The organism is Immundisolibacter cernigliae (assembly GCF_001697225.1).
GTDB lineage: Bacteria > Pseudomonadota > Gammaproteobacteria > Immundisolibacterales > Immundisolibacteraceae > Immundisolibacter > Immundisolibacter cernigliae.
On sequence record NZ_CP014671.1, the window covers coordinates 1007862 to 1021127 of the forward strand.

Sequence of the window (13266 nt, forward strand, 5' to 3'; positions counted from 1 at the left end):
TCTTCAGGCGGCCTGCTCCATCTGCGCCTGGTACTCGCCGCGGCAGGCGGCGCCGTTGAGCAGCGCACGCTTGTGCAGCGCCCGCTGGCCGGCGGCGACGTTTTCCTGCTTGCCACCCCAGGCCTTCAGCGCCGGCGCCTGCAGGGCGCGGCCGTAGGAGAAGCTGAACACCCACGGATGGTGCGCCGACAGGGCATTGATGGCGTTCAGATTTTCCGTGGCCTGCACGTCGCCCTGGCCACCGGACAGGAACATGATGCCCGGCACCGCCGCCGGCACCGTGCGCCGGAAGCAGCGCACCGTGGCCTCGGCCACCTCGCGGGCACCGGCCTGCACCGGACATTCCTTGCCGGAAATCACCATGTTGGGCTTGAGCACCATCAGCTCCAGCGCCACGCCTTCGACGGCCAGTGCCTGGAATACGGCCTGCAACACGGTGGTGGTGACCTCCTCGCAGCGCTCGAGGGTGTGCGCACCGTCCATCAGCACTTCGGGCTCGACGATCGGCACCAGGCCGGATTGCTGGGTGATCGCGGCATAGCGCGCCAGGCCCTGCGCATTCAGCAGGATGTTGCGCGCCGACGGCAGCTGGTCGGTAATGCTGTACACGGCGCGCCATTTGGCGAAACGGGCGCCCAGCCGGTAGTACTCCTCGTAGCGCTTGGCGACACCATCGAAACCTTCGGTCAGCTTCTCGGTGCTGCCCGGCGCCATGGCGAGGGTGCCCTTGTCGACCTTGATGCCCGGCACGATGCCCTTGCCCTGCAGGATGCTCGCCAGGCTGCGGCCGTCGTCGGCGCTCTGGCGAATCGTCTCGTCGTACAGGATCACGCCCGACACCGCCTGCTCCAGACCCTCGGTGGTGAACAACATCTGCCGATAGTCGCGGCGGTTGGTCTCGGTGGACTCAAGACCGATGCTGTCGAAACGCTTCTTGATGGTGCCGCTGCTCTCGTCCGCCGCCAGCAGGCCCTTGCCGCGGGCAGTCATGGCACGCACGGTGGCTTCCAGTTCGGTCGTATTCATCTGACGGATCCTCAGGGCGGGTTTGAAGCAGGCCACGGCGCTCGCGCCGGCCATCAGGCGCGCAATTATAGGGGGTGTACATGACGCCCACTGGACGGTAATCAACGACAACAGCGCCCGTCGCGGATCGCAGCCGTATCGATCAGCGAAGGTACCCGAACACCGCCAGATGGCGATCCGTCAGCTCGCGCACGGCCAGTTCCTGCAGTCCGGCGAGGCCGAGTTGGGCATGCACTTCCTGCGGCGTGAACGCCGCCCGCAGCGACGCCTCGAAATCGCGCCGCAGTACCGCCGGTTCAGGCCCACTGTAGGTGTCGACCAAACGACGCAGGCTGCCCTCGTCGGCCGGGCGCCGCAAGTCCGTGACATACACCGCCACGCCGGGCGCGGCGGCGGCGCGTACCGCCTGCCACAGCACCTGTGGCCGGTGCAGGTGGTGCAACAGGCTGTTGCTGAGGATGACCTGGTAGCCAGCGCCGGGCAGCGGGTCGTTCGGCAGCAGCGCCCGGTGCAAGCGCACCCGCGCCGCAAGCCCGGCTGCAGCCACCTGCGCCCGGCCGAGTTTCAGCATGGCTTCGGCGCCGTCCACGCCGTCGATCTGCCAGCCGGGAAAGGCGCGCGCGAAACGCAGGCTCACGTCCGCCGGTCCGCAGCCCAGGTCGAGCACCCGCGCTGCCACTGGCAGGACCGGCAACAGGCGGCTGATCTGATCGACCAGGAACTGGTGCGGAGCGGAAAAATCGGCACTGGCATAGGCCGCGGCCTGCTCGGCTGCGTCCATCAACTCCGGTTCCGGTTGCCGCTGCATGACGGGCCAACGACGGTCAGACCAGTGTCGCCAGCACCTCGCGCCGGAACGGCGCCAGCTCCTGCCAGCGTCCGGCCCGCACCTTGGCGGCCCAGTCCGGGTTGGCGACCATGGCACGGCCGACCGCGATCAGGTCGGCATCGCCACTGCCCAGCAGGCGGGCGGCCTGGGCCGGATCGGCAATCTGGCTGTCGGCGCCCATCAGCGACTCGCCGATGGTGGTGCTGTAGGTCACCCCGCCGGCGGCGCTGACCGGCAAGCCGGAGGCCTGACGTACATGCCAGGCCAGTCCGTGCCCGGCCGGGTCGGCGGCGGCCGGGAAGCCGGGCGTTTCGATGCGGTGCGCGGCGACGTGAAAGCCGTCGACCCCGGCCGCCTTGAGGCAATTCACCGTCACCGCCAGGTCGGCCGGCGTCGGCCACGTCACCCAGCCGTAATCGCTGACCGAGAACTGCGACAGGCCCATCAACAACGGGAAGCCGGCGCCGGTCTTGCTGCGGGCCGCGCTGACGATCTGGCAGGCGAAGCGCGCGCGGGCGGCCGTGTCGCCGTTGTAGGCGTCGTCGCGGCGGTTGCTGTCGGCGTTGAAGAACTGCTGGATCAGGTAGCCGCTGGCGCCGTGAAACAGCACCCCGTCGAAGCCGGCGCGCTGCGCGCGGCCGGCCGCGGCGGCAAATTCGCCGGTCACGGCATCGATGTCGGCCTGCGTCATCGGCCGCGGCTCGACGTAACTCAGGTGCCCGTCGAAGGTCGCCGGGTCCGCTACGTCGATATACGGCCCGCTCGCCGCCACGGCGCTGGGCGCCAACGGCTGGGCGCCGCCAGTGGCGCGCGGGTGTGACAGCCGCCCGCAGTGCCACAGCTGAACCATGATCCGGCCGCCGGCCGCGTGCACGGCATCCACCACGGCCCGCCAAGCGGCTTCCTGCGCGTCATCACACAGGCCCGGCACGCCCCGGTAGCCGCGCGCCGGACCCATGTCCACCACCGTGGCCTCGGTGAAGATGAGGCCCGTACCGGCCGCGGCGCGGGCCGCGTAGTAGCGCGCCACCTGCGGCCCGGGCACGCCGGCCTCACCACAGAACGAGCGCGTCATCGGCGCCATGACCACCCGGTTGGGCAGGGCCAGGCTGCCGATGCGGACCGGTTCGAACAATGCGCCAGATTCGTTCATGACCATCGCCTCTGAGTGGTAGCCGAGCCGACGACACCCGCCAACGGCGGCCGCCCGGCGGCCATTGTATGCAGGATGCGGCCGCGACCTGCCGCCGCGACGCCCGGACACCGCAAGGCCGAACGGCCACCGCGCCGCATCACCGCCGCAGCATTCCCGGCAACAGTGGCAGCAGACTGGCTGCCGCGATCAGGCCCCACTGGCGCGCATCCGGTGGCGCCAGATGCAGCACCTGCGCCAGCGGCCGCCAGTACACGGCCAATCCGAGCAGACCAAGACACACGCCCAGCGCGCCCCACACGTAAGGATTGCGCGTGACGGCGTTGTCCAGTCGCCGGCTGCCGGGCGGGCGCATGTTCAGCACATGCCACAACTGCGCTAGCGCCAGGGTCAGAAACGCCACCACCACCGCCTGCTGCGCCGTAGCCGCAAGCAGCCCCAGGGCCAGCGCAAAGGCCAGCAGCGTGGCGGCGGTGATGCTGGCGCCGTGGCCGACGATCTGCCACCAGTGCTGCCTGGTCAGCAGCGGCTCGCCGGATGGGCGCGGCGGCTGGCGCATCTCGCTGCCGTCGGCCTCGCCGGCACCCAGCGCCAGCGCCGGGAAGACGTCCGTCACCAGATTCAGAAACAGGATCTGCAGCGGCAACAGCGGCAGCGGCCCACCGGCCAGCGTCGCCAGCCCGACCACCAGCACCTCGCTCAGATTGCAGGACAGCAAATACACCACGAAGCGGCGGATGTTGCCGAAGATCACCCGCCCCTGCCCCACCGCCGCCGCGATGCTGGAGAACGCATCGTCGCGCAGCACCATGGCGGCTGCCTGGCGCGCCACCTGCGTACCGCGCAGGCCCATGGCGATGCCGATATCCGCCTGCTTCAGGGCCGGCGCGTCGTTGACGCCATCGCCGGTCATGGCAACCACCTCGCCGCGCGCCTGCAGGCGGGTCACCAGCGCCATCTTCTGTGCCGGGCTGACGCGCGCAAAGACGGTTGCGGCCAGGACTGCGTCTTCGCCGCCGAAATCCTGCGGACGTTCGAGGGCCTCGCCGGGCAGCACCACGGCGGCCAGGCCATCGGCGTGCGGCTCGATCAGATGCAGCGTCTGAGCCACATGGTTGGCCGTGGCCGGCTGGTCACCGGTCACCATCACCACCCGGATGCCGGCGTCCCGGCACTGGTCGATGGCCGCAAGCACGTCACCGCGCGGCGGATCCATGAGTCCGACCAGGCCAAGCACGGTCAGATCCGCATAAGGATCGGCCAGCGCATCGTTGCTGTAGCGCTCGGCCAGCGCCAGCACGCGCAGCCCACGCCCGGCCAGCGCCTCGTTGGCGGCCAGCCACTGCTCGCGCTGCGTCCGGGTGAGCGGTGGCGGCGAGTCGCTGCCTTCGGCCACCGCCACGCAGCGCGCCAATACCGCCTCCGGCGCGCCCTTGACCGCGACCCGGTAGCCGCCGGGCAGGCCGTGCACGGTGGCCATGAGGCGCCGCACCGGATCGAAGGGCTCCTCGCGCAGGCGCTCTGGGTCCGTCAGCGTTATGCCGAGGGCGGCCTGCAACAAGGCCACTTCCAGCGGATCGCCCACGCCACCGTCGCCGTGCAGGGCGGCGTTGTTGCACAAGCGGCCGGCATGCAGGAGCCGGTCCCGCGCATCGGCAAGGGATGCCGGCACGGCATCGGCAGGCACTTCCAGCGGCCCTGCGCCGGGCAGCACCAGGTGCGTGACGGCGAGTCGGTTCTCGGTCAGGGTGCCGGTCTTGTCCGTGCAGATGACGGTGGTGGCGCCCAGTGTCTCCACCGCCGCCAGGCGACTGATGAGGGCGTTGCGGCGCGCCATGCGGTGCATGCCGCGCGCCAGCGACAGCGTGGCCACCACCGGCAGACCCTCCGGCAGCGCCGCCACCGCCAGCGCGATGCCGGTCATCACCATCAGCATCAGGTCGCGATCCGCGGCCAGACCGGTGGCCGCGATCGCCGCGGCGATCACCAGCGCCAGCACGGCGAGGCGTTGGCCGAGGCGATCGAGACGTTTTTCGAGCGGCGTCGCCTGCGGCTTGGCCTGGGCCACCAGGCGGCTGATCATGCCCAGTTCCGTGGCCAGGCCGGTGGCGGTCACGACGCCGAGCACGGTGCCGGCCGCGACCGCCGTGCCCCGGTACAGCATGCAGGCGCGCTCGGCCAGTGGCGCATCCAGCGGTACCGGATCGGCATGCTTGGTCACCGGCAGCGACTCGCCGGTGAGCGCCGATTCGTCCACCTGCAGGCGCGCGCTGTCCAGCACACGCAGGTCGGCCGGCACCAGATCGCCGCCTTCCAGCAGCACGACATCGCCCACCACCAACGCCTCGGCGGGCAGTTCCCGCAGCGCGCCGTCGCGACGCACCCGGCAGGTGGTGACCCCCAGCCGGCGCAGCGCCTCCATGGAGCGCACCGCCCGCAGTTCGCTGAAAAAACCGATGCCGGTGTTGAGCGCGATCACCGCCAGGATGGCGTAGGCCTCCACGGTGTCGCCGGACAGGAAACCGATGCCGGCCGCCAGCGCCAGCAGGCCCACCAGCAGACTGCGCACCTGCGCCCACAGGATGGCCAGCAGGCTGCGCGGCTTGACCGCGGGCAGGCGGTTCGGACCGTCCCGCCGCAGGCGCTGCGCCACCTGCGCGGAATCGAGGCCGACTGCCGGGTCCACGCCCAGCCCGCCGGTCACCTCTGCCGCGGCCTGGCTCCACGGCGCCTGTGGCGCGCTCATCCCACGGGCGTGAACTGTGGCACCAGAAAACCGTCGGCCCGCGCCTCCCAGCACAGCCGCAGCGGCATGCCGATGTGCACCTGGCGCCAGTCGCAGCCGACCAGGTTGGTCATCATCTGCGGGCCTTCGGCAAGGCGCACCGTGGCCAGCACGTAAGGCACCTCGTTCGCATAGCCCGGCAGCGGCGCGTAGTGCACCACCGAGTAGGTGAACAGTTCGGCCACCCCGCGCACCGGCTGCCAGGCCAGGCGCTGCCCGTAGCAGGCGCGGCACCAGGGCTGCGGATGCCAGACGTAGGCATCGCAATCGACGCAGCGCTGCATCAGCAGCTGCCTTTGCTGAGCGGCGTCCCAGAACGGCCGGGTCAGGTCGTCGATATTCGGCAGCAGCTTGCTCACGGCGCGTCCCCCAGCAACAGCACGGCGTGCTCGCTCATCATGCCGCCGTAGCAATGCACCAGCGCGACCGGCGCGTTCACCTGCCGCTCGCCGGCGCGGCCCATCACCTGCAGCGCCGCCTCGGCGATCACCGACAGGCCGGAGGCATCGCCGGTGTGGCCGAACGACAGCAGGCCGCCGTTGCTGTTGACCGGCAGATCGCCGCCCGGCGCCCCGCGGCCATCCAGAAAAAACCGCCCGCCCTGCCCGGCCGGCACCAGGCCCATGTGCTCGACGCCCAGGATCGGGTTGTAGCTGAACGAGTCGTACAGCTGCGCCAGGCGCACGTCCGCGGGCGTCAGATCCGCCATGCGGAAGGCCGCCTGGGCCGCGGTCTGGCCACCCAGGTCGTCCAGTGTGCGTAGCTGGCTGATGTTGGCGCGGCGATGGATTTCGCCAAAGCCGCGCAACCAGGCCGGCCGCGGATTCAGCCGTCTGGCCAGCCGCTCGCTGGCGACCAGATACGCCCCGCCGCCGTCGCAGGGCACCGAACAGTCCAGCAAATGAAACGGCGAGGCGATGGGTCGGGATTCGATCACCTCGTCGGCCCTGAGCGCACCCTTGCGCGCCATCAGCGCCTGCGGGTGGCGCAAGGCCCAGGCACGCTGGCCGACGGCGACCGCCGCCATCGCCTCGCGGCCGATGCCGTACTCGTGCATGTGGCGCGTGGCGACCTGTGCATAAATGGGCGGAATGTACGGCCCGTACAGGCTGTCGAAATCGGGGTGGGCAAAGATGCGCGTGTTGCGCTGCGCGCCACCACCGCCCACGTTCGGAAAGCGCCCGGCCGACACGCACAGCACGCCATCGGCAAGACCGGCGCGAATGGCCAGCGCGGCGCGGATGGCCATCACCGCATGCGTGGAGCCGCCGACGTTGAGGGTCTCGGCAAAGGTCGCCTCCAGGCCCAGTTCCTCCACCAGGCGCTCGTGCACGAAGATGTTGTCCGACACCCCGTCGGCCATGCCGGCCGGTGCCACCAGCAGGCCCTGGATGTCGGTGGGCTCGATGGGCCACTGGGCCAGCAGCCGGGCGATGGCGGCCTGATACAGACTGTGGGTTGAACACTCCGGGTACCGACCGGGCGTCAGCTCAGACACGGCAGCAATGGCAACGGCGGCGGACATGCGCACTCCGTGATGCGGAAAGAATCAGGCCGCCGGTCAGAAAGTGGCCGCGCGGCGCGCTGGCTGAAGATTCCCGCGCCGCGCGCCGGCGGCGTAGCAGCGCGGCGCCCGGCGCAGCGGCTCAGTCCGCCGGCAACACCTTGATGTAGGGCTGTATCCAGTAGTTCTTGAACACCCCTTCGGCGTAGTAGGGATCTTCCTTCAGCCACTGCTCGGCGGCTTCCGCGCTGTCGAAGTCGGCCACGATCAGGCCGCCCGCGAAACCGGTCTTGGTCGGATCCTCGCCGGCCACCTTCGGAAACGGGCCGGCCATTTTCACCTTGCCCTCGGTCACGAATCCGCGCAGGCGATTCAGGTGCGCCTCGCGTACCTTCAGCCGCCGCGGCAGGCTGTCGGCCACATCCTCGATCCAGATTGCATAAAGCATGGGAACCTCCTTACTTCTTGCGTTTGGCGCCGCCCCTGGCCGGCGCGGTGGATTTGCCGGCCTTCGCGGAAGCTGCCACCTTGGCCGCTTTGGCGGTCTTGGCAGCCTTGCCGGGCGTGGCCGTGGCAGCCAGGGGATCTGCAAAATCGGTTGGAAAACCGAGCTTGCGCAGGCCGACCAGTGAACACTCGATGTCCAGTTCGACCGGCCCGCCGCTGGTGCCGACGCCGCCAATGATGTCGCCGGCCTCGTCCTTGATCGGAAAGCCGCCGGCCACCATGCAAAAACGCTCGTCGGTGAACTGAAGGCCATGGCCGAAGCGGTCCGGAGTAATCATCAACTCGCGCACCTGCGCTGTGCTGCGGTGCAGCGCGGCCGCCGTCCAGGCTTTCTTGATGGCGATGTCCGGATTGGCGATGCGGCCCTTCTCCGGGCGTAGCACGCCCCGCAGGTTGCCGCCCATGTCCACGACGGCAACGGTCGACGGGAAACCCTTGGCACGGGCCAAGACCACGCCCTCGGTGAGAATAGTCTGTACTTCTTCCAGGGTCAGTTCGCGCACGGTGCGCTCCTCGCTGTGTGAATTTTGGCCAGCCTGCGGACTGCCGCTAGCTTCTCACAGCGCCGGGCGCACGCGGCACGCGTCAGTCCGGCACGCTGCCCAGCAGCGCCGCATGCTGCGCCAGGGCATAGCGATCGGTCATGCCGGCGACGTAGTCGGCCACCGCCCGCGCCCGGCCACGCCGGCCGTGGTCCTGCTCGCGCTGCTCGACGCGGGCCAGGGCATCGGGCGGCAACAGCAAGGGGTCGTCCAGGAACGCGCCGAACAGGTCGGTGACCACGCGCCGGGCGCGGCTGCTCATGCGCCGCACGCGGTAGTGCTGGTAGACGCTGCGGTTCAGGATGGCCTTCAGGCGATCGTTGTCGGCGCGCATGGCATCGCCAAAGGCAATCAGCGGACCGGCGCTGCGTCGCACCGCGTCCAGGCTCGTCACGCCGGCCGCGGCCAGCTGCGCGGCGCTGGTCTGGCGCAGATCCGCGATCTGCGCCTTGATGATGCGACGGATGATCTCGTGCTGACCGACCCTGCCGGGCAGCGCGCCAAATTCGCGGTGCACGGCATCGTGGTGGGTCTTGAAGAAAGTCGACTCGTCGGCCAGCTGCTCGAAGCTCAGCATGCCGGCCCGCAGGCCGTCATCCAGGTCGTGCGAGTTGTAGGCGATCTCGTCGGTGAGATTGGTCAGCTGCGCTTCGAGCGTTGGCTGCCCGCCCGACAAAAAGCGCTCGCCGACATCGCCCAGCTTGGCGGCAATTTGCGGCGTACAGTGCTTCAGGATGCCCTCGCGCGTCTCGAAGCTCAGGTTGATGCCCGGAAACGCCGGGTAGCGCTGCTCCAGGCTGTCGACGATACGCAGCGACTGCACGTTGTGCTCGAAACCGCCGTAGTCGCTCATGCAGGCGTTCAGCGCATCCTGCCCGGCGTGGCCGAACGGCGTGTGACCCAGGTCGTGCGCCAGCGATATGGCTTCGGCGAGTTCTTCGTTCAAACCCAGCGAGCGCGCCAGCGAGCGACAGATTTGCGCCACCTCCAGCGAGTGCGTGAGGCGGGTGCGGAACATGTCGCCTTCGTGATTGACGAACACCTGCGTCTTGTATTCAAGACGCCGGAATGCGCCGCAGTGGATGATGCGGTCCCGATCGCGCTGGTGCTGCGTGCGATCACCCGGCGCCGGCTCGGCATGACGCCGGCCGCGGCTGTTGTCGTCACTCGCGGCGTAGGGCGCGAGCGCCATCAGGCGGCCATGGGCGCTCGTGCGGCGTCGATTACGGCCGCCAGAACCTCGGCCTCAACGCCGCTGACGATCACGCCCTGACCGATCCCGTCCAGCGCCACCAGCCGCAGTTGCCCGTCCAGCACCTTTTTGTCGCCCGCCATGTAGCCGAGCAGCGTGTCCGTGGGGATGTCGGCGGGCAGCCGTGTCGGCAATTCAGCACGTTCGAGCAACGCCGCTATGCGCGCAACCGCCTCGCCCGGCAGGCGACCGAGGCGATGCGACAGATCGGACGCCATCAGCATTCCCAGGCCCACCGCCTCACCGTGCAACCAGGCGCCATACCCGGTTGCCGCCTCCACCGCGTGCCCGAAGGTATGGCCCAGATTCAAAAGCGCCCGCTGGCCGGACTCGCGCTCGTCGGCGGCGACGATCGCGGCCTTGATCTCGCAGGACCGGTAGACGGCATGCTGCAGCGCAACTTCGTCGCCCTCGAACAGGGCGCCCAGTTCGCGCTCGATCCACGCCAGGAACCCGGCATCCGCAATCAATCCGTACTTGATGACCTCGGCAAGCCCGGCCGCCAGTTCGCGTCGCGGCAAACTGCTCAACGTACCGGTGTCCGCCAGCACGCAGCGCGGCTGATGGAAGGCCCCTAGCATATTCTTGCCGCCCGGCCGATTGACCCCGGTCTTGCCGCCGACCGAGGAGTCCACCTGCGCGAGCAGTGTGGTGGGTATCTGGATGAAGTCCACGCCACGCTGGTAGGTGGCCGCCAGAAAGCCCGTCATGTCGCCGACTACGCCGCCACCGAGCGCCACCAAGGCCACGCGCCGGTCGAAACGGCCTTCGATCAGACCGTCTGCGAGCGTGGCGTAGGTTTCCAGGGTCTTGGAGCCCTCCCCCGGCGGGAACTGGAGCAACAGCGGCCGGTAATCGGCCAGCGCCGCACACACCCGCGCCCCATACAGCCCCGCTACCTGACTGTCGCTGACCACAACCACCCGCCGACCCCGGATGTACGGGCGGTAGAGGGCGCCATCATCCAGCAGACCGGACCCAATATGAATGGGGTAGCTGCGTTCAGCCAGGTCCAGTCGTAAAGTGCGCATCCGCCAAACGATCCAGAACGTCCTTGACAGTGGCGCCCACCTTGCGGCCCGGTGACTCGACCACGATGTCCGCCACCGCTTCGTACAGCGGCTCGCGCATCTCGGCCAGATCGCGCAGACGCTGCTCAGGGTCGTCAGCCTGCAACAATGGGCGATGAGTCGAACTTCGCGTGCGGCGCAACTGCTCGGCGACCGAAGTTCGCAGGTACACCACCGTACCACGGCTGCGCAGCAGTTCCCGGTTCTCCGGCAGCAGCACAGCACCGCCACCGGTAGCCAGCACCACGCCGGACAGGGCTGTCAGCTCGCTGAGCACCTGATGTTCGCGCTTGCGAAAACCGGCCTCGCCCTCGATCTCGAAGATGATCGGGATCGTGGTACCGGTGCGACGCTCGATTTCCTCGTCGCTGTCGAAAAACTCGAGCCCTAGATTCTGCGCCAGCCGACGCCCGACCGTCGTCTTGCCGGCCCCCATCGGGCCGACAAGAAAAATACTGCGCCGCGCCATGCGGTGGACGCCCTACGGATTGACCGTGGCCAGCCCCTCGCGCACGATCTTGGGCGTCACGAAGATCAGCAGTTCCTTCTTCTCGTTGCTGCCGCTTCTGTTGCGAAACAGCATGCCGATGTACGGCAGGTCGCCAAAAAATGGCGTGCGGACCACATTATTGGTCTTGGTCTGCTCGTAGATACCGCCGATCACGATGGTCTCGCCATCGTTCACCAGCACCTGCGACTGCACCTTTTGCGTGTCGATGGCCGGCTCACCATTATTGTTGGTGGCCGTGGTGTTGAGGGCGTCTTTATTGACTTCGATATCCATGATGATGTGATCGTCCGGCGTGATCTGCGGCGTCACCTTCAACTGCAACACGGCTTCCTTGAACTCCGTGTTGGTCGCGCCACTGGCGGCGGCCTCCTGATACGGAAACTCGGTGCCCTGCGAAATGATCGCTTCCTTCTGGTTCGACGTCACCACACGCGGGTTCGATATGATCTCGCCTTCGCCCTCGGCCTGCAACGCCGACAGTTCAAGTTCCAGCAAGCGCCCGAAGGGAAGCTTGGCGATGGCAAGGCCAATCGATGTCGGGTTGAACGGCACGCCCTGCAAGCGCTGTGCCGGCATGTTCACATTCAACCGATCATTCGCCTCCAAGGTCTCGCCATTCAGGAGCTGCGTCGTACCGTTCAAATTCCCCGAAACCGCAGTCGTTCCCCCGGCGATGTCACGCGTATCGCTGGCGCCGAAGCGGACGCCGAGGTTCTTGCTGAAATTGGTGCTGGCATTGACGATGCGCGACTCGATCAATACCTGCCGGACTGGCACGTCCAGCACCTTCATCAGCTCGCGGATCTCCGCCAATTTCTGTTCGGTGTCGTTGACGATCAGCGTGTTGGTGCGCTCATCGACGGTCACGTTGCCGCGCTCGGTCAGGACCTTGCGCTCTTCGCTCTTGAGAAGCCCCGCCACATCCGTCGCCTTGGCGAAGTTGACCGGCATGAATTCCGTGTACAGCGGGGCAAGTTCTGCCAGCTTCTGGCGCGCTTCATACTCGGCCTGCTCGCGCGCGGCGATCTCCTCGGCCGGCGCCACCCACATGACGTTGCCGTCTTCGCGCTTGCCAAGCCCCTTGGTGGTCAGAATGATGTCGAGCGCCTGATCCCAGGGAACGTTCTGCAGGCGCAGCGTGATGTTGCCGGAAACCGTGTCGGCAGCCACCAGATTCTTGCCGGTGAAGTCGGCCAGCAACTGCAAAACTGCGCGTACCTCGATGCTCTGGAAATTGAGCGATATGGGCTCCCCGACATAGGCCTTCTTCACATTCCGCAGCGCGGCCGGATCGTCACGCACCGGCGAGACCTCAAGCGTGTAAAGTCCGTTCGCCTGGTAGGCGAGATGTTCGAACGGCCCGGTAGTGGCCACTTCCATCCGCACGCCCCCGGCGTACTGGCGGGTTTCCACCCGCGTCACCGGCGTCGCGAAATCGGTCACGTCCAGGCGGCGGCTGAGCTCGGCCGGCAGGCCAACGCCCTTGAAATCAATGACTACCCGCCCACCCTGTGGGCGGGTGTCCACCTGCACATTCGGCGACGACAAACTGACGACGACGCGGCCTTCACCGCGCTCGCCGCGGCGGAAATCCACCCCGCTGACGCGCGGTGCGCCCGATGACACAGCGGCCCCGGTCCCGGCGCGAACCGCCGCCATGCCCGCGGACGAAGGAGCCTCGAGCATTATCAGGAGCTTGCTTCCAGCGGGCCGCGTGGTCCAGCGCACCGCCTGACTCAGGTTCACGACCAGCCGCGTGCGACCGTCCGCCGGCACCACCGTCACACTCTGCACAGCCCCGGAGTCGATTTGCCGGGTACGCTGGGCTAGCGAGGAACCCACCGCAGGCAGGTCGACAACCAAGCGCGGTGGATCACTGATCAGAAAGGTGTTGCCCGGCGGTAGCTCACCATCCGCCTGAATCTGCAACTGCAGCCCCCCGGCTGGGGTTGGCGCATGGTCGATGCCGGTCAGCGTCACCGCGTGCAGACCGGTGCTCAGCAGCAGTGTCGGCAGCATGACCGCCGACCAACTCATGGCCTTTCGGAACAAAGACTGATGACGACGTTTCATTTGATTCATCTCCC

General features: G+C 68.2%; 12 protein-coding genes. All 12 read right to left on the reverse strand.

What is annotated here, in order from left to right; translation table 11 throughout:
- Positions 1 to 3: 3 nt before the first annotated feature.
- The gene (locus PG2T_RS04750; RefSeq protein ID WP_068803067.1) at positions 4 to 1026 is read right to left on the reverse strand and encodes a class I fructose-bisphosphate aldolase; all 1023 of its coding nucleotides are present in this window, start codon (positions 1024 to 1026) and stop codon (positions 4 to 6) included.
- Between the two features lie 142 nt (positions 1027 to 1168).
- On the reverse strand, positions 1169 to 1807 hold the full coding sequence (locus PG2T_RS04755) for a class I SAM-dependent methyltransferase (RefSeq protein WP_202816426.1): 639 nt from the start codon (positions 1805 to 1807) through the stop codon (positions 1169 to 1171).
- Between the two features lie 43 nt (positions 1808 to 1850).
- Complete coding sequence (locus PG2T_RS04760; protein WP_068803069.1) at positions 1851 to 3008, reverse strand: oxidoreductase; 1158 nt, start codon at positions 3006 to 3008, stop codon at positions 1851 to 1853.
- A gap of 139 nt (positions 3009 to 3147) precedes the next feature.
- Positions 3148 to 5754 carry a cation-translocating P-type ATPase gene (locus PG2T_RS04765; protein WP_068803070.1) on the reverse strand — a complete coding sequence of 869 codons (2607 nt, stop codon included), beginning with the start codon at positions 5752 to 5754 and terminating at the stop codon, positions 3148 to 3150.
- Positions 5751 to 6152 (reverse strand): Zn-ribbon domain-containing OB-fold protein, encoded by a 402-nt coding sequence (locus PG2T_RS04770; protein ID WP_068803071.1) that lies wholly within the window; start codon positions 6150 to 6152, stop codon positions 5751 to 5753. The genes PG2T_RS04765 and PG2T_RS04770 overlap by 4 nt, the downstream gene beginning before the upstream one ends.
- Complete coding sequence (locus PG2T_RS04775) at positions 6149 to 7318, reverse strand: thiolase family protein (RefSeq protein WP_068803072.1); 1170 nt, start codon at positions 7316 to 7318, stop codon at positions 6149 to 6151. Before PG2T_RS04775 ends, PG2T_RS04770 begins: the two co-directional genes overlap by 4 nt.
- A 121-nt stretch (positions 7319 to 7439) precedes the next feature.
- Positions 7440 to 7745 carry a YciI family protein gene (locus tag PG2T_RS04780; RefSeq protein ID WP_068803073.1) on the reverse strand — a complete coding sequence of 102 codons (306 nt, stop codon included), beginning with the start codon at positions 7743 to 7745 and terminating at the stop codon, positions 7440 to 7442.
- A gap of 10 nt (positions 7746 to 7755) precedes the next feature.
- A complete protein-coding gene (locus PG2T_RS04785; protein WP_068803074.1) occupies positions 7756 to 8307 on the reverse strand; it encodes a GlcG/HbpS family heme-binding protein in 552 nt (183 codons plus the stop codon).
- An 82-nt stretch (positions 8308 to 8389) separates the two neighbouring features.
- On the reverse strand, positions 8390 to 9538 hold the full coding sequence (locus PG2T_RS04790) for a deoxyguanosinetriphosphate triphosphohydrolase (protein WP_083214768.1): 1149 nt from the start codon (positions 9536 to 9538) through the stop codon (positions 8390 to 8392).
- On the reverse strand, positions 9538 to 10629 hold the full coding sequence (gene aroB / locus PG2T_RS04795; protein ID WP_068803076.1) for a 3-dehydroquinate synthase: 1092 nt from the start codon (positions 10627 to 10629) through the stop codon (positions 9538 to 9540). Before aroB ends, PG2T_RS04790 begins: the two co-directional genes overlap by 1 nt.
- Complete coding sequence (gene aroK, locus PG2T_RS04800) at positions 10601 to 11137, reverse strand: shikimate kinase AroK (RefSeq protein ID WP_068803077.1); 537 nt, start codon at positions 11135 to 11137, stop codon at positions 10601 to 10603. Before aroK ends, aroB begins: the two co-directional genes overlap by 29 nt.
- Before the next feature lie 12 nt (positions 11138 to 11149).
- Complete coding sequence (gene pilQ / locus PG2T_RS04805; protein ID WP_068803078.1) at positions 11150 to 13252, reverse strand: type IV pilus secretin PilQ; 2103 nt, start codon at positions 13250 to 13252, stop codon at positions 11150 to 11152.
- Positions 13253 to 13266: the final 14 nt, after the last annotated feature.

Coding starts and splice junctions, on each gene's coding strand:
- PG2T_RS04760 (WP_068803069.1), bottom strand. CDS start 3,008: ATGAACGAATCTGGCGCATTGTTCGAACCGGTCCGCATCGGCAGCCTG.
- PG2T_RS04775 (WP_068803072.1), bottom strand. CDS start 7,318: ATGTCCGCCGCCGTTGCCATTGCTGCCGTGTCTGAGCTGACGCCCGGT.
- aroK (WP_068803077.1), bottom strand. CDS start 11,137: ATGGCGCGGCGCAGTATTTTTCTTGTCGGCCCGATGGGGGCCGGCAAG.
- PG2T_RS04790 (WP_083214768.1), bottom strand. CDS start 9,538: ATGGCGCTCGCGCCCTACGCCGCGAGTGACGACAACAGCCGCGGCCGG.
- PG2T_RS04765 (WP_068803070.1), bottom strand. CDS start 5,754: ATGAGCGCGCCACAGGCGCCGTGGAGCCAGGCCGCGGCAGAGGTGACC.
- pilQ (WP_068803078.1), bottom strand. CDS start 13,252: ATGAAACGTCGTCATCAGTCTTTGTTCCGAAAGGCCATGAGTTGGTCG.
- PG2T_RS04780 (WP_068803073.1), bottom strand. CDS start 7,745: ATGCTTTATGCAATCTGGATCGAGGATGTGGCCGACAGCCTGCCGCGG.
- PG2T_RS04755 (WP_202816426.1), bottom strand. CDS start 1,807: ATGGACGCAGCCGAGCAGGCCGCGGCCTATGCCAGTGCCGATTTTTCC.
- aroB (WP_068803076.1), bottom strand. CDS start 10,629: ATGCGCACTTTACGACTGGACCTGGCTGAACGCAGCTACCCCATTCAT.
- PG2T_RS04750 (WP_068803067.1), bottom strand. CDS start 1,026: ATGAATACGACCGAACTGGAAGCCACCGTGCGTGCCATGACTGCCCGC.